14 protein-coding genes and 1 CRISPR repeat array are annotated in these 19,007 nt (G+C 64.7%); of the genes, 6 read left to right on the top strand and 8 right to left on the bottom strand.

What is annotated here, in order from left to right; genetic code table 11:
• The first annotated feature begins 17 nt into the window (after positions 1-17).
• Entirely contained in the window at positions 18-950 is a 933-nt protein-coding gene (locus A7W11_RS09375) for an NADP-dependent oxidoreductase (protein WP_066410820.1), read from the top strand.
• Between the two features lie 72 nt (positions 951-1,022).
• On the opposite strand, the gene A7W11_RS09370 is transcribed toward A7W11_RS09375, so the two are convergent.
• Complete coding sequence (locus tag A7W11_RS09370; protein ID WP_412778722.1) at positions 1,023-1,562, bottom strand: YidB family protein; 540 nt, start codon at positions 1,560-1,562, stop codon at positions 1,023-1,025.
• A gap of 64 nt (positions 1,563-1,626) precedes the next feature.
• On the opposite strand from A7W11_RS09370, the gene A7W11_RS09365 reads away from it, so the two are divergent.
• Complete coding sequence (locus A7W11_RS09365) at positions 1,627-2,574, top strand: LysR family transcriptional regulator (RefSeq protein ID WP_066410816.1); 948 nt, start codon at positions 1,627-1,629, stop codon at positions 2,572-2,574.
• Positions 2,575-2,696: 122 nt separating this feature from the next.
• Entirely contained in the window at positions 2,697-3,896 is a 1,200-nt protein-coding gene (locus A7W11_RS09360) for an aminotransferase class V-fold PLP-dependent enzyme (RefSeq protein ID WP_066410814.1), read from the top strand.
• Position 3,897: 1 nt separating this feature from the next.
• On the opposite strand, the gene A7W11_RS09355 is transcribed toward A7W11_RS09360, so the two are convergent.
• Entirely contained in the window at positions 3,898-4,833 is a 936-nt protein-coding gene (locus A7W11_RS09355) for a LysR substrate-binding domain-containing protein (protein ID WP_066410813.1), read from the bottom strand.
• A gap of 186 nt (positions 4,834-5,019) precedes the next feature.
• Between A7W11_RS09355 and A7W11_RS09350 the strand changes: the two genes are divergently transcribed.
• Entirely contained in the window at positions 5,020-5,922 is a 903-nt protein-coding gene (locus A7W11_RS09350; protein ID WP_162270256.1) for a Bug family tripartite tricarboxylate transporter substrate binding protein, read from the top strand.
• Positions 5,923-6,035: 113 nt separating this feature from the next.
• On the opposite strand, the gene A7W11_RS09345 is transcribed toward A7W11_RS09350, so the two are convergent.
• The 4 genes from A7W11_RS09345 to A7W11_RS09330 all read right to left on the bottom strand — a co-directional run bounded on the left by A7W11_RS09345 (position 6,036) and on the right by A7W11_RS09330 (position 9,156).
• Positions 6,036-7,478 carry an aldehyde dehydrogenase family protein gene (locus A7W11_RS09345; RefSeq protein WP_066410809.1) on the bottom strand — a complete coding sequence of 481 codons (1,443 nt, stop codon included), beginning with the start codon at positions 7,476-7,478 and terminating at the stop codon, positions 6,036-6,038.
• A gap of 172 nt (positions 7,479-7,650) precedes the next feature.
• A complete protein-coding gene (locus tag A7W11_RS09340) occupies positions 7,651-8,109 on the bottom strand; it encodes a low affinity iron permease family protein (protein ID WP_066410807.1) in 459 nt (152 codons plus the stop codon).
• A 70-nt stretch (positions 8,110-8,179) separates the two neighbouring features.
• Positions 8,180-8,947: a type I methionyl aminopeptidase gene (gene map, locus A7W11_RS09335; RefSeq protein ID WP_066410806.1), complete on the bottom strand. Its 768-nt coding sequence runs from the start codon at positions 8,945-8,947 to the stop codon at positions 8,180-8,182.
• The gene (locus A7W11_RS09330) at positions 8,944-9,156 is read right to left on the bottom strand and encodes a ParD-like family protein (protein ID WP_066410798.1); all 213 of its coding nucleotides are present in this window, start codon (positions 9,154-9,156) and stop codon (positions 8,944-8,946) included. The genes map and A7W11_RS09330 overlap by 4 nt, the downstream gene beginning before the upstream one ends.
• Before the next feature lie 228 nt (positions 9,157-9,384).
• Between A7W11_RS09330 and A7W11_RS09320 the strand changes: the two genes are divergently transcribed.
• Positions 9,385-10,608 (top strand): Fic family protein, encoded by a 1,224-nt coding sequence (locus A7W11_RS09320; protein WP_082887166.1) that lies wholly within the window; start codon positions 9,385-9,387, stop codon positions 10,606-10,608.
• Positions 10,609-10,687: 79 nt separating this feature from the next.
• Positions 10,688-12,365: direct repeats of the CRISPR family, unit length 29 nt; unit sequence CGGTTCATCCCCGCACACGCGGGGAACAC.
• 206 nt (positions 12,366-12,571) lie between these two features.
• Here the strand turns inward: A7W11_RS09320 and A7W11_RS09315 are convergent.
• Both A7W11_RS09315 and A7W11_RS09310 read right to left on the bottom strand, forming a co-directional pair.
• Complete coding sequence (locus tag A7W11_RS09315) at positions 12,572-16,516, bottom strand: DUF3683 domain-containing protein (protein ID WP_066410792.1); 3,945 nt, start codon at positions 16,514-16,516, stop codon at positions 12,572-12,574.
• Positions 16,517-16,685: 169 nt separating this feature from the next.
• The gene (locus A7W11_RS09310; protein WP_066410790.1) at positions 16,686-17,240 is read right to left on the bottom strand and encodes a YqaA family protein; all 555 of its coding nucleotides are present in this window, start codon (positions 17,238-17,240) and stop codon (positions 16,686-16,688) included.
• Positions 17,241-17,319: 79 nt separating this feature from the next.
• Between A7W11_RS09310 and ilvA the strand changes: the two genes are divergently transcribed.
• Positions 17,320-18,894: a threonine ammonia-lyase, biosynthetic gene (ilvA, locus tag A7W11_RS09305; protein ID WP_268874733.1), complete on the top strand. Its 1,575-nt coding sequence runs from the start codon at positions 17,320-17,322 to the stop codon at positions 18,892-18,894.
• Positions 18,895-19,007: the final 113 nt, after the last annotated feature.

Here is a 19,007-nt window from a genome sequence, read left to right as displayed (position 1 = left end):
GCACCCAGGAGGTAAGCATGAACCGTATGCACGCTTTTCGCATCGACAGCTTCGGCGGACCGGAAGTTCTGCATCGTGAGCGCGTTCCCATTCCGTCCCCGCGATCCGAACACATATTGGTCAAGGTCGCGGCCGCCAGCCTGAACCCCGTCGACGTCAAGACGCGATCCGGCCGATTCCCCCTGGTGAAGGAAACACAATTGCCTTTCACGCTGGGCCGGGACTGCGCGGGCGTCGTGCAGGAGTCGGAAGATACGCACGGGCCCTTCCGCCCCGGACAGGAGGTGTTCGCCTTCGTCGGCCACGGCCAGGGCGCCTACGCAGAGTTCGCGCTGGTGCCGCGCGAGGCGCTGGCGCCCAAGCCGCAGTCGCTGGATCTGGTCGAGGCGGCGGCCGTGCCGCTGGCCGCGCTGACGGCCTGGCAGGGGCTGTTCGAACACGGGCGGCTGGAACCGGGACAGACGGTGCTGATCCACGCGGCCTCGGGCGGCGTGGGGCATTTCGCCGTGCAGTTCGCCAAGGCGCGCGGCGCGCAGGTGATCGCCACGGCATCGGGCGAGGCCGGTGAATTCGTGCGGTCGCTGGGCGCGGACATGGTCATCGACTACCGCAAGGAAGCCTTCGAGCGGCAGACGCCGCCCGTGGACCTGGTATTCGACCTGGTGGGCGGCGAGACGCAGGAGCGTTCCTGGGCCGTGCTCAAGGATGGCGGCGCATTCGTGTCCACGGTGGCCGAACCCTCGGCCGACAAGGCCGCCGCGCGCCGGATACGCGCGATACGCTACACCGCCCAGCCCGATGGCGCGGAACTGGCGCTGATCGGCAGGCTGATCGACTCGGGCCGCATCCGCGTGCACGTGTCCGAGGTGTATCCGTTCGATGCGATGGAGCAGGCCCTGCACCGGCTGGAGGAAGGCCATAACCGGGGCAAGATGGTGGTGCGGCTGTGATCGGTCGAGGTCGATCGCGGCATGACGGCGGCGCGTCGCAACAGCCGGCGCGGCGCGCCGCTGCGAAGGCCTTTACTTCATCAAGCGCGACAACAGGCCCAGCATCCCCATCGGGCTCAGGTCCTTGACGTCGTCGATGGTGCCGTTGGGCGTGGCCTTGTCGACCAGGCCGGGCAACATGGCGGCCAGCGATTCCAGCACGTCCGGCCGCGCGCGGCCGGTATCGGCGGCGATGGTGTCGATCACGCCCGGCTCGAACACCGAATCCAGTTGCTGCGCCGATATCGGCAGGTTTGCACCGTTGCCGATCCACGACTGCACCACTTCACCCAGGCCGCCGCGCTGAAAAGCGTCGATCAGCCCGGCGATGCCGCCCGGATACTTGCCCAGTTGCTTCAGCACGGCGGGCAACAGGCCGTTGCCGCCTTCACCGGACGAACCGGAGGCCAGGGAGGTCATCAAGGAGTCCAGCAGTCCCATGACAGAAATCGTCCTTTTATCTTGGCGCGTTCTGCGCGCTGTGGGGAGGTTTCCCGCCCCGCGAATGCGGAGAACGGGAACGAGGCGGCACTTTACTTGAGAAAGCCCCTCGCGCGTGTGTCGTCGATGCATCAACGGAATCCGCGCCGCGCCGGCGGTATAGTCCCGAGCACCCGCCACGCCCCACTCCGATCCCATGGCCATCTCCACCGACAGCGTTCTCTCCCGCCTGCGCCTGAAGCAGCTGGGCCTGATGATCGCCCTGGACCATCACCGCTCGCTGCGCCGCGCCGCCACCGACCTGTCGATGACGCAATCGGCCGCCAGCAAGGCCCTGGCCGAGATCGAAAGCGTAATGGGCGGCGCGCTGTTCACGCGCAGCCGCACCGGCATCATGCCCACCGACCTGGGCCGTGTCGTCATCCGCTACGCCTGGCTGCTGCGCGCCGACGTGGAAGCCATGTGCCAGGAAGTGGCGCGCATCCAGCTGGGGCACGGCGGCCGCCTGTCGCTGGGCGTCATCATGGGCTCGGTGCCGAACGTGATGGCCCGTGGCGTGACGGCGTTGCGCGAAGCCGAACCCGACGTATCGATCCAGATCCACGAGGACACCAGCGCGCACCTGCTGGCCATGCTGGACCAGGGGCAGATCGACGTGATGCTGGGCCGCACCACGGTCAGCCCCAATCCGGGCCAATACCACTACCGGCATCTGTCGGAAGAGCCGCTGAACATCGCGGTGGGCGCCGACCATCCACTGGCCCGCGCACGCAAAGTGCGCCTGCAGGACCTGCAAAACTATAGCTGGGTGGTCTATCCCAGCCGCATGCCGCTGCGCGCGCTGCTCGAACGCGAATTCGCCGACGCGGGCATGGCGCTGCCCTCGAATTTGATCGAGACTTCATCGGTATTCTCGACCGTGACACTATTGCGCCGCGCTTCCGATCTGGTCGCGCTATTGCCCGATGAAGTATGCGAATTTTTCCGTGAATACGGCATGCTGCGCGTATTGCCGATTGCATTGGTATCGCGCGGCCAGCCTTTCGGATTAATCACCCGCGTGGGCGCGCAGCCTTCGCCCATCGCCCAGCGTTTCATCGATATCCTGCTACGGCAATATCCCTTGCCGGCCGCGTCCGCATAATGCGGCGCAGCATGCCGCGCTATGCGTTCACGGCATAGCGGGCGGCGGAAAAAGTCGTTGCTGGCTGGGGCGGCACAGCCGATACCATCGGGGTTCATCTCCCGTCCGATACGGTGCCTCTCTTGCCGACCTCTTCCGCCACCGCCCTGCGTCCCACCGACGTCTTCCAAGCCTTCCGCTCCCACTTTCCCGGCACCGCCACGCGCGCCTATCTGGACGTCGCCAGCCGCAGCCTGGTGCCCGCCAGCGCCATGGCCATCGCCACCGAGCACATCGCCGAACGCATGGAAGGCCGCGTCGACAAGAAGCAGTATTTCGAGGTCGTGGAATCCGCCCGCCAGCGCTTCGCGCGCATGATCGGCGCGCACCCTGACGAGATCGCCGTCACCAAGAACGTGTCGGAAGGCCTGAACATCATGGCCGGCGCCATCGACTGGCAGCCGGGCGACGTGGTGCTGCTGTGCTCGGCCATCGAACACCCCAACAACGTCTATCCGTGGCGCAACCTGGAGAACCAGGGCGTGCGCGTGCATGACCTGCCCAGCAGCGACGGCCGGTTCCCGATGGCGCAGGCGCTGGAGATCCTGGCCCGGCGCGGCGCCCGCGTGGTGTCGGTGCCGAGCACGTCGTTCCGCCCGGGTTTTCGCACCGATCTCGACGCGCTGTCCGCCGCCTGCGAACAGGCTGGCGCGCTGCTGATCGTGGACGGCGCGCAATCGGCCGGCGTGATGCACCTGGACGTGCGGGCAACGCCCATCGCGGCGCTGGCGGTCAGCACGCAGAAGGGACTGTGCGCGCTGTACGGCATGGGCTTTCTGTATGTGCGCCGCGAGCTGGCCGAGCGCCTGACGCCACGCGCCCTGGCGCGCTTCGGCGTGCAGATCTCTGCCACGCACGAAGCCGATTACGATCCGGGTCCCATCGAATACCGCCGCGGCGCCTTGCGCTTCGACCTGGGCAATTACAACTTCCTGGCCGCCGCCCTGGTGGACGACGCGATGGCGCTGCTGGAGCGCTGCGGCGGCACGCAGGCCATCCAGGCGTACACGCTGGACCTGGGCGAACGCCTGACGGCGGGACTGGCCGATTGCGGCGCGCCCGTAGTGCGGGCCGCCGGCGCACTGGGCTCGAACATCGTCTCGGTGTCGTTCCCGGACCATCCCGAATCGGCAAAGGGACTGCAGGCATGGCTGGTTGCGCGGCAGGTGTTTGCCGCCGTGCGCGGCAGCACCCTGCGCTTCTCCATTCACGCCTACAACAACGCGGACGACATCGACCAGGCCGTGCGCGCCACGGCCCAGTGGATGCAACAATCGCGCTGATTCAACCGACGATTGCGTGCGCCGGGTAGACGTGGCGCAGCCACTGCAGGAACAGCATCACGGCAGGCTTGTCGGACGAGCGCGGCGCGCACACGGCGTGATAATTCAAGCCGTCGCGCACCTCGCCCGGATAGGGCTGCACCAGCGTGCCGCGTTGCAAGGCCGCATCCACCAGCGATGAGCGGATCAGGGTCACCCCCATGCCGGCCTCCAGCACGCCCAGCAACGTGGCCGAGTCGTTGAAGTTCAGCGAGGGGCCATCCTCGGGCTGCAACCTGTGGCGGTCGTCCTGGTTCCAGAGGTCCAGGTAATCGCGCTCGGTATTGCGCAGGAAAGCCGGCTGCGCCAGCGGGCCGTCGATGCCATCGCTGCTTGCCGTCGCCTGCAGGCTGCTCGCCACCGCGGGCGTGCATACCGGAATGATGACGTCGTCGGTCAGGCGCAGCACGCGGTAGTGCGGCCAATCGCCCGTGCCCAGGCGGATGGAGATATCCACCCCGGACGATTCGAGATCGGCATAGAAACGATGCACGTCGATGCGCAGGTCGATCCACGGATGCGCGGCGACGAACTCGGGCAAGCGGGCCGCCAGGTTGCGCAGCGAGAAGCTGCGCGCCGCCGACACCACCAGCGTCTGCCGCTCGACGTCCAGCACCAGCCGGTTCAGGCCAGTACCCAGCAGATCGAAGGCGCGGCAGGTGAAGTCGTAGAGCAGCTCACCTTCCTGCGTGAAGCGCAGGCCGCGCGGGCCTCGCTCGAACAGCGCGACGCCAACGTGATCTTCCAACGCCTTGAGCTGCCTGCTGAGGGCGCCCTGGGTTTGAAACAGTTCTTCCGAGGCGCGCACCAGGTTCAGATGTTTGCCGGCGACATTGAATACCAGCAATGATCTGAGCGAAGGCAGGCGCGCCAACAGGCCGGTATTCGATAGCCTCATAGCGCAGCGCCAAATCCTCAATAGCGGAAAGCAGGTAGCGCCCGTATTCTAATACGGCTTTTAATGCTGCTGTTTTCACTTCATAACAACCAGGAATCCTTGGCAATGGGTGTTTGCAGAATCAGGCGGTCGATTATCCAGCGTACCGCGCTGGTTTTTGCATTGGCGACGGCGACGCCTTTCGCCGTGGCCCAGACCTTTCCCAACCACGCCATAAACCTGGTCGTGCCTTATGCGCCCGGCGGCAGTTCCGATGTGGTGGCTCGCCTGCTGGCGCAGAAACTCAGCGAACAATTCGGCCAATCGGTCGTGGTCGAAAATAAACCCGGCGCCGGCGCCACCATCGGCACGGCCTATGTCGCGCAACCCGGCCACGGCGGTTATGTCGCCTTGTTGGCCGATAACGCGCAAACCACCGCGCCGGCCATGTACAGCAAGCTGTCTTACGATGCCGTAAAGGATTTCAGCGTGGCCGGTTTCGTCGGCCAGGCCTCGGCCCTGTTGTTCGCCAGCAAGAATTCCGGGCTGACCAGCGTGCAGGACGTGCTGGACCGGTCCAAGGAAAAACCGAAGTCGCTGACCATCGGCACGGGCAACGGATCGCCCAGCCACCTGATCAGCGAACTGTTCCAGATCAAGTCGGGCGTGCAGTTGCAGGTGGTGCCTTACAAGGGCGCGTCGGCGGCGTTGAACGATCTGCTGGCGGGCCATATCGACATGGTCTTCACGAACCCTGCCTCGGCGGCGCAGTACCTGGAAGGCGGCCGCCTGACCGTACTGGGCCAGACGGGCGAAAAACGCGACCCGCGTTTTGCCAACGTGCCGAATTTCAAGGATTCCGGCATCAAGAACCTGGACGTGGCGTATTGGTTCGCGGTGCTGTTGCCTGCCGACACCCCCGCCGACATCCAGGCGCGCTGGCGCAAGGAAGTCGACGTGGCGCTGAACTCGCCGGAAGTAAAGGCCAAACTCGATAGCCTTGGCATCAATCAAACCGGCATGACACCCGCCGCGGCCCAGTCCCTCATCAAGGACGAAGCCGTGCTGTGGAAGCAAGTGGTCAACGAAGCCGGTATCAAGGCCGAATAAAGCCGCGAACCCGGCGGGGGAAGGAACTGCAAGCACGGCGAATGGTGCGCAGTTCCCTGGTGCGGCGGCGGGCCAGCAGTAGGGCCCGCCGCAGTCATCAGCCTATCCCGGCATCAGGCCAGCGTATAGGCCGTCTTCACCGTCGTATAGAACTCACGCGCATAGGCGCCCTGCTCGCGCGGGCCGTGGCTGCTGCCCTTGCGGCCCCCGAACGGCACGTGATAATCCACGCCCGCGGTCGGCAGGTTCACCATCACCATGCCGGCCTGCGCATGACGCTTGAAGTGCGTGGCGTACTTCAGAGACGTGGTGGCGATGCCGGCGGACAGGCCGAACATCGTATCGTTGGCCACGGCCAGCGCCTCGTCGTAGTCCTTCACGCGGATCACGCTGGCCACCGGCCCGAAGATCTCTTCGCGGTTGATGCGCATGCCCGCCGTGCTTTCCACGAACAGCGCCGGCGACATGAAATAGCCTTCGGTGGCGGCCTTCACGGCTTCGCCGCCCGCGGCCAGGCGCGCGCCTTCGTCGCGGCCGATGGCCAGGTAGCTCAGGTTCTGCTCCAGTTGCGGACGCGACGCCACCGGGCCCATGTCGATGCCTTGGGCCAATGCGTCGCCCACCTTGATGCGCGCCATGCGTTCCTGCAGCGCCTGCACGAACCGGTCGTGGATGGCGTCGGTGACGATCAGGCGGCTCGATGCCGTGCAACGCTGGCCCGTCGAGTAGAACGCGCTCTGCGCGCTGAGTTCGACGGCAACGTTCAGGTCGGCATCGTCCAGCACCACCTGCGGATTCTTGCCGCCCATTTCCAGCTGCACTTTCTTCAGCGTGCGCGAAGCGCGCTCGGCGATGCCGCGGCCCACGCCCTCCGAACCGGTGAAGCTGATCGCGTCGACCTCGGCATGGTCGACCAGCGCGTTGCCGATGACGCTGCCGCGGCCCATCACCAGGTTGAACACGCCGGCGGGAATGCCGCTGCGGCTGATGATGTCGGCCAGCGCCCAGGCGCAGCCCGGCACCAGGTCAGCCGGCTTGATCACCACGCAGTTACCGTAGGCCAGCGCGGGCGCGATCTTCCAGGCCGGGATGGCAATGGGGAAGTTCCACGGCGTGATCAGGCCGACCACACCCACGGGTTCGCGCGTGATCTCGACACCGACGTTGGGACGCACCGAGGGCAGCACCTCGCCCGCCTGGCGCACCACTTCACCGGCGAAGAAACGGAAGATCTGGCCGGCACGCACCACTTCGCCGATGGCTTCGGGGCGCGTCTTGCCTTCTTCGCGGGCCAGCAGTTCGCCCAGCTCTTCGCGGCGCGCCAGGATTTCGGCGGCGATCTTTTCCAGCGCATCGGCGCGCGCCTGCACGCTGCCGGTGGACCAGGCGGGGAAAGCGGCGCGGGCGGCCTGCACGGCGGCCTCGACCTGCGCGGCATCGCCCTGGGCGTACTCGCCGATCACGTCGGCCAGGTTGGAGGGATTCAGGTTCTGGGAATAGCTGTTGCCAGCGACCCATTGTCCATCGATGAGGTTGTCGTAACGGGGGGTGGTCATACACGTCTCCTGGGAATGCAGCCAGGGCGCGGGCGGGATGCGGCGGGGCCGCGCGGCATGGCGGAGAGGACCGCCGTTACGCCCTGGGGCTCGTGGCGAGTGTAGGAGTCGCCCCGAGACGCTGTCGATGGAATTATTTCGATAATGTGTTCGCTTTTGCGACTATAGGACTCTAGGCGGTTGAGGTGCCTTCCTGCTTCGACCGCGCCTGTTTCGCCAGCTCGGCATAGCGGCTGGCCAGCTTGTCCAGACTGTCTTCGTCCAGGTCCTCGGCGTCGATCACGTCGTCGTCCGCGCCCTTCATGGCGAACAGCAGTTCGTCCAGCTTCATCTGCAAGGCCTTGCTGTCCTTGTTCTGGCTTTGCTGGATCAGGAACACCATCAGGAAGGTGACGATGGTGGTGCCGGTGTTGATCACCAGTTGCCAGGTGTCGGTAAAACCGAAGATCGGGCCACTGACGGCCCAGGCGATGACGACCACGAGGGCCAGGCAGAAGCTGGCCGGAGAACCGGTCCAGCGCGAGACCGCGCTGGCGAATTTGTCGAAGGCGTGATGGACGGGATGTTGGGGAGCGTCGCGCACGTGACCGTTGTCTTCCTGGGAGCGAGAGGTGCCCGATTTCCTGTTCATGGCCGTTTTCCGGAGATGGAAAACGAGGCATGAGCAAACGCCATGCCCAGACGCCCCGCTATGGCGTCTCTTAAGCGGGCATCTTCTCGTCAGGCCGCAAGGTCAGCACCCGAACGCCCTGCCTGGTGACGGCAACGGTGTGCTCGAATTGCGCCGACAATTTGCCGTCGCGCGTCACGACGGTCCAGCCGTCGTCCCGGGTTTCGACCGCGTTCAGGCCCTGGTTGATCATCGGCTCGATGGTGAACACCATGCCTTCGCGCAGCGTCAGGCCCGTGTTTGGCCGGCCCCAATGCAGCACCTCGGGCGCCTCGTGCATTTCACGACCGATGCCGTGTCCACAGTATTCACGCACGACGGTGTAGCCGTTCTTGCGCGCGTGCGATTCGATGGCGTGGCCGACGTCGCCCAGGCGAGCCCCGGGACGCACGGCCTTGATGCCTTTCCACATGGCCTCGTAGGTGGCCTTCACCAGCCGCTTGGCTGCCGGCGCGACCTCTCCCACCAGATACGTCTTGCTGGAGTCGGCGATGTAGCCGTTCTTCTCCAGCGTGATGTCCAGGTTGACGATGTCTCCGGAAAGCAGGATCTCGGAGGTGGACGGCACGCCGTGGCACACCACGCTGTTGCGCGACGAATTCAGCGAATACTTGAACCCGTACTGCCCCTTGCTGGCGGGCCGTGCCTGCAGTTCGTCGGTGATGAAGCGGTCGACCAGATCGTTGACCTGCATGGTCGACATGCCGATCAGGTTCAGGCGGTCGAGATGGGTGAAGACCTGCGCCAACAGCTTGCCGGACACGGCCATCAGTTCGACTTCTTCGGGCCGCTTGGTCATGTCGTGGCGGGCTCCAGAGATCCCGCGGCCACCCCGGCCGCCCGCAATTCACGGCCGACGATGTCGTTGAAGCTTTGCGTGGGGTTCATCTCGCAAAGCATGCCGATCTTCATCCAGAAGGCGGCCTGCGCGTTGATGGAACGGCAGGAGACGGTGCTGGCCTTGCGCAACTGGTCGTGCAGGTCGTCGTCGATGTTCACGATGCCCATGATGCAATCCGTATACGATTCGTATACGGATTATATAGGAATGTGGTGATCGGCCAGGCTGGGTGTTTTTGAGGTAGGAAGAAAGAGCCAGGCTCAAGGCTATGGGACGGCTAGCACGCTCAATAGCATCAAGCTTGTACCGCCGCACAGTCGAAGTTTGAACAACAACGCCGCAATTAAGGAATAGAATAAATAAACTTTAATAAAGACTCTATATCAAAGCTTTCAATGCGGAAATCCGACCTGCACCCTCACCTACAGGCCACATGCCTTCCGGTTCCCGGCAAATCGGGATGCTTCGCGGTCGTCCCCAAGCCTGTCCCGATCTTTGTAGATCTGCCGGCTTGCCATGCCCTGTTGGTATTGGCAAGGCGAGACCTGGATCTGTTGAGTGAATCCATCGCTCAGAACCAGGACCATGCTGATCTTCTGCTGCATATGCTGAACCGCCGAGAGGCCGTTGATAGCAGCCAGATTGAAGGCACGCATACCAGCTTCGACGGCCTACTCATGCACGAGCTGGATGTCGGCACCGAAGACGCCAAACAGGATCGAGACGCGGACACGACATTGAACTATGTGCGTGCCTTCACCTATGGTGCACACGCAGTTGCCCAGAAAGGCCAGTCCGCATTGAACCAGGATTTGATTCGCGCACTCCATGCCCAATTGATGGATGGCGACGAACGCGCGGATCCCGGCAACTGGCGCCGCATACAAAACTGGATCGGCGGTTTTGCTATTGAAACGGCAAGCTTCGTCCCCCCGCCCCCCGAAGAACTCTCAAGGTTGATGGATGACCTCCAGAAACTTCTGCAATACGAGCCTGAGAGCAACGCCATCGTATCTGTGCTGATGCGTGCAGCAATCGTTCATGCACAGTTCGAGGCGATCCATCCGTTCAGGGATGGCAACGGTCGCACAGGTCGATTGCTCCTGCCCTTGATGTTCAAGGCAGAAGGAGAGCCACCCATCCATCTTGCAACCTTCCTGAAGGTGCGGCAACGCGAATACTATCGCGCGCTGAGCGAAGCCCAGAAGCGCCTGAATTGGGAGCCATGGTTAAAGCTATTCCTGGAATGTGTGGTGGCCTCCTGCCGGCACACCATACAACTGCTCCAACGGCTGCGCATCATTCAAGGCAACTGGCAGCAAGCAGTGGGCAGCAAAACTAAAAGACGTGATGCCGCCGTGTGGGAATTACTCAAGCTGCTACTGGGCCAGCCCATCGTGACAGTCAGCATGGTCGCCCAACGCCTACAGGTCAGCTTTCCCTCTGCGAACACAGCCGTGGGAATCTTGGTCGACTTGGATATTCTGCGACCGGCAAACGCTCAACGACGGCATCGTGTGTTTCACGCACACGAAGTGATGAACGCGCTCTACACGGGACTTGATGAGGTGCTTCAGGATGTGGTGCGTCAGACCCAAGTGATGGAGAGCCCAACCTAAGAGGTCTGTTACTCGCCTGGAATCATCCCTGCATGCGCGGGGAACATCACGTCACGCAGTCGGCCGACACCTTGTACATCGGTTCATTCCCGCATGCGCGGAGAACACATCGCCACTGGCAAGGGCGAGATTGGCTCCGGCGGTTCATCCCCGCATACGCGGGGAACACGAGCGTCGTTCCAGCCCGCGCAGGATCTCGACCGGTTCATCCCCGCATACGCGGGGAACACGCACGAGTGGCACGGCTGCGCGGCTGCCCGCCCGGTTCATCCCCGCATACGCGGGGAACACCAGCAGTCAGAGGATGGTCCATCGAGGCCTCGCGGTTCATCCCCGCACACGCGGGGAACACGCGGGCGGTGCCAGCGGTACGGTGAATTTCTACGGTTCATCCCCGCACACGCGGGGAACACAGCTATGGAAAGCAGGCGCAAAATCCGATGGACGGTTCATCCCCGCACACGCGGGGAACACCCAGGCCCGCGTTCAGCCGTGGATGATGGAGTGCGGTTCATCCCCGCACACGCGGGGAACACTCGGCAGGCTGCATGGAGATCAATGCGCCAGGCGGTTCATCCCCGCACACGCGGGGAACACGTTGCCGCCATAGAAGGCTTCTTGGTCGATGGCGGTTCATCCCCGCACACGCGGGGAACACCTCTCGCATGGCCCTGATAATTGGCGCCTTGTCGGTTCATCCCCGCACACGCGGGGAACACAATGCTGGCCCGCGAGCAGAGATGCCGCGGGCCGGTTCATCCCCGCACACGCGGGGAACACGACGGACATGGCACGCTGAATGCCGCGCTCCATGGTTCATCCCCGCACACGCGGGGAACACATTTGGGTCGTCAAATCGTCGGCCTGCATGCGCGGTTCATCCCCGCACACGCGGGGAACACCGCCATGGGAGCAAGCATTGAAGACAGCGTATCGGTTCATCCCCGCACACGCGGGGAACACTTTGTACCTATGTTGACACTGCTAAACCGTGTCGGTTCATCCCCGCACACGCGGGGAACACATCATGCGCACGCAAACCCGCTATTTCACTGACGGTTCATCCCCGCACACGCGGGGAACACGTCCGCGCAATAAATGAGGCGAAACGCCACCGCGGTTCATCCCCGCACACGCGGGGAACACATCATGCGCACGCAAACCCGCTATTTCACTGACGGTTCATCCCCGCACACGCGGGGAACACCGTGACCGGTCTGTCACGGCCTCGCTGGTTGCCGGTTCATCCCCGCACACGCGGGGAACACGCAGGCCGGGTTCACCACCCAGATCGGCGAGTACGGTTCATCCCCGCACACGCGGGGAACACACCGATCAAGCCTGCGCCAACTGGAAACGGGGCGGTTCATCCCCGCACACGCGGGGAACACATGGTGATATTGCAGGTCCGTGAACTGGCCGTCGGTTCATCCCCGCACACGCGGGGAACACGAAATGGCGGCCATACGAGTACAGTTTGCCGTCGGTTCATCCCCGCACACGCGGGGAACACTTGATCTGCTCTTCCAAGCGGATCGCCTTCTCCGGTTCATCCCCGCACACGCGGGGAACACGGCGTGTCGGTGGTGCATTACGGCGCGCAGGTCGGTTCATCCCCGCACACGCGGGGAACACATCCGAAGACTGGCCAGCAGGGGACAGTCCCACGGTTCATCCCCGCACACGCGGGGAACACGCGTAAGGCGTGTTCTGGAGCGCGCCGGAGAACGGTTCATCCCCGCACACGCGGGGAACACTCTTAGCATAACCCTCTATTTTTAAATAACAATTCCAGAGCCAAATTTTCTACCGATACTTCAGCCACAAATCCGAAACACAAAATTCCCAGCCGCCACGCCGAAAAACGCCCCTCTCGCTCACCACACCCCACAACCGAAGCCCCAAAAAATACGGCGAGTAAAACTCGCCGTATTTTTCACGCAATCAAACCGGAGGCGGCAACCTACACCAGCACCCGCTCGATCCCGCCTTCGTTCGCGCGCTTCACGTAGTCTTCCATCCACGTCGCGCCCAGCACGTGACGCGCCATCTCGACCACGATGTAATCCGCATCCACGCCGGTATCACCCTCATACCGCGACAGCCCTTGCAAACACGACGGGCACGACGTCAGCACTTTCACGTCGCCGTTGAACCCATCCGCACGCAGCCCTTTAGTGTTCTTCTGCAGTTCCTCTTCCTTGCGGAAACGGATCTGCGTGGAAATATCCGGACGCGTCACCGCCAGGGTGCCCGACTCGCCGCAGCAGCGATCGCTCTTGACGGTGGCATCGCCCACCAGCGAACGCACGGTCTTCATCGGGTCCTGCAGCTTCATCGGGGTATGGCAGGGGTCGTGGTACATGTAGCGCACGCCCTGCACGCCGTCGAGCTTCAGGCCCTTCTCCATCAGGTATTCGTGGATGTCGATCAGGCGGCAACCGGGGAAGATCTTCTCGAACTCATACCCCGCCAGCTGGTCGTAGCAGGTGCCGCAGCTGACCACCACCGTCTTGATGTCGAGGTAGTTCAGCGTGTTGGCCATGCGATGGAACAGCACGCGGTTGTCGGTGATGATCTGCTCGGCCTTGTCGCTCATGCCGTTGCCGCGCTGCGGATAGCCGCAGCACAGGTAACCGGGCGGCAGCACGGTCTGCACGCCGGCATGCCACAGCATGGCCTGCGTGGCCAGGCCGACTTGCGAGAACAGGCGCTCGGAGCCGCAACCCGGGAAATAGAACACCGCTTCCGTCTCGGCCGTGGTGGCCTGGGGGTTGCGGATGATCGGCACGTAGTTGGCGTCTTCGATGTCCAACAGCTTGCGCGCGGTCTGCTTGGGCAGGCCGCCGGGCATCTTCTTGTTCACGAAGTGCACCACCTGCTCGCGCAGCGGCGCGCGGCCCACCGTGGCGGGCGGGTTGGCCGTCTGCTTGCGCACCAGGCCGCCCAGCAGGTCGTGCGCGGCGCGCTGCACCTTGTAGCCCACGCCCACCATGGCCTGGCGGGTGACGTTGATGGTGGCCGGATCTTTCGCGTTCAGGAAGAACATGGCGGCCGACGTGCCGGGATTGAACGACTTGCGGCCCATGCGGCGCAGCAGCGCGCGCATGTTCATCGACACGTCGCCGAAGTCGATGTCGACCGGGCACGGGTTGTAGCACTTGTGGCAGACCGTGCAGTGGTCGGCCACGTCCTCGAACTCTTCCCAGTGCTTCAGGCTGACGCCGCGGCGGGTCTGCTCTTCGTACAGGAAGGCCTCGACCAGCAGCGAGGTGGCCAGGATCTTGTTGCGCGGCGAGTACAGCAGGTTGGCGCGCGGCACGTGCGTGGCGCACACCGGCTTGCACTTGCCGCAGCGCAGGCAGTCTTTCACCGAGGCCGAGATGGCGCCGATCTCGCTCTGCTGCATGATCAGCGACTCGTGGCCCATCAGGTTGAAGCTGGGCGTCCAGGCGTGGCGCAGGTCGGCGCCCGGCATCAGCTTGCCGGCGTTGAAGTGGCCGTTGGGATCGATGCGGCGCTTGTACGCCTGGAACGGCGCCAGCTCTTCCTCGGTCAGGAATTCGTACTTGGTCAGCCCGATGCCGTGTTCGCCCGAGATGACGCCATCCAGGTCGCGCGCGATCTGCATGATGCGCTCGACGGCCTGGTGGGCCTCTTGCAGCATGTCGTAGTCGTCGGAGTTGACCGGGATGTTGGTGTGCACGTTGCCGTCGCCGGCGTGCATGTGCAGCGCCACGAACACACGGCTTTTCAGCACGCGCGCGTGGATGGCGCGCAGGCCATCCAGGATGGGCTTGCCCGCGTTGCCGGGGAACAGGCCCTGCAGGCTGGACAGCACTTCGGCGCGCCACGAGACGCGCACGGTGCGGTCCTGCACCACGTCGAACACGCGGGCCTGCGCCTGGCGCGCCAGGCGCTCGGACAGCGTGCCCTGCAGATGCGCCAGCCCCAAGCGGGGCAGTTCGGGCAGCATCTGCGCCAGGGGCAGATCCAGGTTGTCCAGCAGCCACTGCCAACGCTGGCGCGCGGCATGCAGCATCTCGATGGCCTGGCGCGTGCGCTCGGCCAGCACGTCGCTGCTGGTGATGCCGGCGTCCTCGTCGTCCTCGGGCTTGCCCAGCGGCAGCGGGTCGGACAGATAGGCTTCGAGGGCATCCAGCAGCCGCAGCTTGTTACCGGTGGACAGCTCGATGTTGATGCGTTCGATATGGTCCGTGTACTCGCCCATGCGGCCCAGCGGGATCACCACGTCTTCGTTGATCTTGAAGGCGTTGGTGTGGCGCGAGATGGCGGCGGTGCGGGCGCGATCGGCCCAGAATTTCTTGCGGGCCTCGGCGCTGACGGCGATGAAGCCTTCGCCATGACGCGTATTGGCCAGGCGCACCACTTCGCTGGCGGCCGCGGCCACGGCGTTCTCGTCGTCGCCGACGATGTCGCCCAAGAGCAGCATCTTGGGCAGCGTGCCACGCTTGCTCTTGGTGGCGTAGCCCACGGCGCGCAGATAGCGTTCGTCCAGGTGCTCCAGGCCGGCCAGGATGGCGCCACGGGCCTTGCCCTCGCCGTCCAGATAGCCCTTCACTTCCAGGATGGACGGCACGGCGTCGCGTGCCTGGCCGAAGAACTCCAGACAGACGGTGCGCGTGAACTTGGGCATGCGGTGCAGCACCCAGCGCGCGGACGTGATGAGGCCGTCGCAGCCTTCCTTCTGCACGCCCGGCAGGCCCGCCAGGAACTTGTCGGTGACGTCCTTGCCCAGGCCGACCTTGCGGAAACGCCTGCCTTCGATTTCGAGGGTTTCGCTGCGCAGCAGGCGCTCGCCGGGCTTGCCGGCGCCGTCGAACCACTTGACCTCGAAGCGGGCCACGTCCACGTCATGGATCTTGCCCATGTTGTGGTCCAGGCGCGTGACTTCGAGCCAGTTGCCGTCGGGATCGACCATGCGCCACCAGGCCAGGTTGTCCAGCGCGGTGCCCCACAGCAGGGCTTTCTTGCCGCCGGCGTTCATGGCGATGTTGCCGCCGATACAGGACGCCTCGGCGGAGGTGGGATCGACGGCGAACACGTAGCCCGCCTGCTCGGCCGCTTCGGCCACGCGCTTGGTGACCACGCCCGCGCCAGTGGCGATGACGCCCACGGGCTCGGTCAGGCCGGGCAGCATACAGGACTCGACCGCGCCCAGCGCATCGAATTTCTCGGTGTTGATGACGGCCGATTTCCACGTCAGCGGAATGGCGCCGCCGGTGTAGCCGGTGCCGCCGCCACGCGGCACGATGGTGAGGTTCAGCTCGATACAGGCGCGCACCAGCGGCGCGATCTCTTCCTCGTGGTCGGGCGTGAGCACGACGAAGGGATATTCCACGCGCCAGTCGGTGGCGTCGGTGACGTGCGAGACGCGCGACAGGCCATCGAACTTGATGTTGCCGCGCGCGGTGAGGCGGCCCAGCACGCGCAGCGCTTCGCGGCGCAGGTGCTCGGTCTGCTCGAACTGCTGTTCGAACTCGGCCACCGCGGTGCGGCCGCGCGACAGCAGTTCGACGACCTTGGCATCGTGGCCGGCCTCGCCGGACCCCGGCGCGCGGCGCTTGTCGATCTCGCGCAGGCGATGATGCAGGGCCTCGATCAGCAGCTTGCGGCGCTTGGGGTTGTCCAGCAGGTCGTCCTGCAGGTAGGGATTGCGGCGCACGACCCAGATGTCGCCCAACACCTCGTAGAGCATGCGCGCGGACCGGCCGGTGCGGCGCTCGCCGCGCAGGTCTGACAGCAGTTGCCAGGCATCTTCGCCCAGTAGCCGCGAGACCACTTCGCGATCGGAGAACGAGGTGTAGTTGTAGGGGATTTCGCGCAGGCGCGCGCCGGCGGCCACGGGGGTTGCCGCAAGGACTTGGCTGGCAAGAGGGGCGTTCATGGAAGCAGCGGGGAGGGCCCTTAAAAACCCATTTTATGTCATTACCGGAAACAGACGCGGCGAGAACTGTTACGACCGGGCTTTAAGCGCCATGAAAGCGCTCGTAGCCTGACGTTGCCGGATTTTTCCGGATGATGACGGATTTCCCGGCATTCATCCCGCAACACGGCTAGAAGTGCACGCCCGACGTGGCCCACAACAGGCCGGCCGTCATGGTGAGGTAGCGCAGGAACTTGCCGATGGCCATGTAGACGACGCACGGCCAGAACGCCAGGCGCAGCCAGCCGGCCACCGCGCACATCGGATCGCCCACCACGGGCAGCCAGGCCAGCAGCAGCGCGGGGGGACCCAGGCGCGTCAGCCAGGCGCGGGCCTTGGCGTGCCAGCGGCCCTTCATCATGTCCTTGGGTTCGCCGTCTTCGGGCACGCCTTCGGCTGGATCGTGTCCATGCCGCTCTCGCCAACGTTCCACGCCGCGATGCGCGCCCCACCCCATCGCATAGTTGACCAGCCCGCCCAGCGTATTGCCGACGGTGGCGATCAGGATGGCCGGCCAGAACATGTCCGGCGAGACCTTCACATAGGCATAGACGGCAGGCTCGGAACCCAGCGGCAGCAGGGTGGCCGAGACGAAGCTGACGAAGAAGATGGCGGACAGCCCGATCTCGGGCAACGCCAGCCATCCCAGCACCGTGTGGATCGCGGCGAGCAGGGTCTGTTCCATGGTGCCGACCAGTGTAGCCGCAGGGGTGCAGGCCACCGACAAGCCGGGCGGGCCTGCCGGAAAGACCCTGTCACGGGCTGTGCTACTCTGGCGAGCCGGTCGGCGCGGGGCGCCGGCTCATGCCTATTCCGCACAACGCGCTTCCATGTCCACCGACTACCTCAAACGCATCCTGACCTCCAAGGTCTACGACGTCGCCATCGAATCCCCCCTCGAAACCGCCACGCTGTTGTCGCAGCGAATTTCGAACACGGTGATGCTCAAGCGCGAGGATACGCAGGCGGTGTTCAGCTTCAAGCTGCGCGGGGCGTACAACAAGATGGCCCACCTGACGCCGGCGGCACTGGGCCGCGGCGTCATCGCCGCCTCGGCGGGCAATCACGCCCAGGGCGTGGCGCTGGCCGCCAGCCGCCTGGGCTGCCGTGCGGTGATCGTCATGCCGACCACCACGCCCGAAGTCAAGGTCGAGGCGGTGCGCCGCCTGGGCGGTGAAACGGTGCTGGCCGGTGAAAGCTTCACCGACGCCTACGAACACGCGAAACAGCTGGAAAAGACCGAGAAGCTGACCTTCGTGCACCCCTTCGACGATCCCGACGTGATCGCCGGACAGGGTACGGTGGGCATGGAAATCCTGCGCCAGCATCCCGGCGACATCGAGGCGATCTTCGTGGCCATCGGCGGCGGCGGCCTGATCTCCGGCGTGGCCGCCTACGTGAAGCAACTGCGTCCCGAGATCAAGATCATCGGCGTGCAGACCGAGGATTCCGACGCCATGGTGCGCAGCGTGCGCGCCGGCCGCCGCGTGCAACTGAACGACGTGGGCCTGTTCTCGGACGGCACCGCGGTCAAGCTGGTGGGCGCCGAAACGTTCCGCCTGACGCGCAAGTACGTCGACGACTTCGTGGTGGTCAACACCGACGCCATCTGCGCGGCCATCAAGGACGTCTTCCAGGATACGCGCAGCGTGCTGGAACCCTCGGGCGCCATGGCCCTGGCCGGGGCCAAGCAGTACGCCGCGCAGCACAAGCTCAAGGGCAAGACGCTGGTCGCCGTCGCGTGCGGCGCCAACATGAACTTCGACCGTCTGCGCTTCGTGTCCGAACGCGCCGAGGTCGGTGAAATGCGCGAGGCCGTGTTCGCCGTGACCATGCCCGAGCAACGCGGCAGCTTCCGCCGCTTCTGCGAGCTGGTGGGCAACCGCAGCGTCACCGAATTCAACTACCGCATCTCGGATGCCGATCGCGCGCACGTGTTCGTGGGCCTGCAGGTGTCCTCGCCCAACGAGCCCGCCAAGATCGCCACGCACTTCCGGAAAAGCGGCTTCGACACGCTGGACCTGACGCACGACGAAATGGCCAAGACGCACTTGCGCCACATGGTCGGCGGGCGCTCGCGCCTGGCGGAGAACGAGCTGCTGTACCGCTTCGAATTCCCCGAGCGCCCTGGCGCGTTGATGCGTTTCCTCAACGCGATGAACCCCGACTGGAACATCAGCCTGTTCCACTACCGCAACCAGGGTGCCGACTACGGCCGCATCCTGATCGGCATCCAGGTGCCGCCGTCCGACAAGAAGCAGTTCAAGACCTTCGTGACGGAACTGGGCTATCCGCACTGGAACGAGACCGACAACCCTGCCTACAAGCTGTTCCTGTAAGGCAAGCACACGACGACGGGGCCGCAAGGCCCCGTTTTCTTTTGCCCGTATCGCGGGTCGGCCGGCGTTCGATCGCACCGGCGCACGCCTGCCGAGCAGGGTTGCCGATTGAC

The organism is Bordetella ansorpii (assembly GCF_900078315.1).
Lineage (GTDB): Bacteria > Pseudomonadota > Gammaproteobacteria > Burkholderiales > Burkholderiaceae_B > Bordetella > Bordetella ansorpii.
Note: the sequence above shows the minus strand (reverse complement) of the source record. Positions and strands in the feature narration are given on the sequence as shown.

Bases quoted from the DNA above. Each gene is read 5' to 3' on its own strand.
- A7W11_RS09375 (WP_066410820.1), top strand. From the start codon at position 18: ATGAACCGTATGCACGCTTTTCGCATCGACAGCTTCGGCGGACCGGAA.
- A7W11_RS09370 (WP_412778722.1), bottom strand. From the start codon at position 1,562: ATGCATCGACGACACACGCGCGAGGGGCTTTCTCAAGTAAAGTGCCGC.
- A7W11_RS09365 (WP_066410816.1), top strand. From the start codon at position 1,627: ATGGCCATCTCCACCGACAGCGTTCTCTCCCGCCTGCGCCTGAAGCAG.
- A7W11_RS09355 (WP_066410813.1), bottom strand. From the start codon at position 4,833: ATGAGGCTATCGAATACCGGCCTGTTGGCGCGCCTGCCTTCGCTCAGA.
- A7W11_RS09345 (WP_066410809.1), bottom strand. From the start codon at position 7,478: ATGACCACCCCCCGTTACGACAACCTCATCGATGGACAATGGGTCGCT.
- A7W11_RS09340 (WP_066410807.1), bottom strand. From the start codon at position 8,109: ATGAACAGGAAATCGGGCACCTCTCGCTCCCAGGAAGACAACGGTCAC.
- map (WP_066410806.1), bottom strand. From the start codon at position 8,947: ATGACCAAGCGGCCCGAAGAAGTCGAACTGATGGCCGTGTCCGGCAAG.
- A7W11_RS09330 (WP_066410798.1), bottom strand. From the start codon at position 9,156: ATGGGCATCGTGAACATCGACGACGACCTGCACGACCAGTTGCGCAAG.
- A7W11_RS09320 (WP_082887166.1), top strand. From the start codon at position 9,385: ATGCGGAAATCCGACCTGCACCCTCACCTACAGGCCACATGCCTTCCG.
- A7W11_RS09315 (WP_066410792.1), bottom strand. From the start codon at position 16,516: ATGAACGCCCCTCTTGCCAGCCAAGTCCTTGCGGCAACCCCCGTGGCC.
- A7W11_RS09310 (WP_066410790.1), bottom strand. From the start codon at position 17,240: ATGGAACAGACCCTGCTCGCCGCGATCCACACGGTGCTGGGATGGCTG.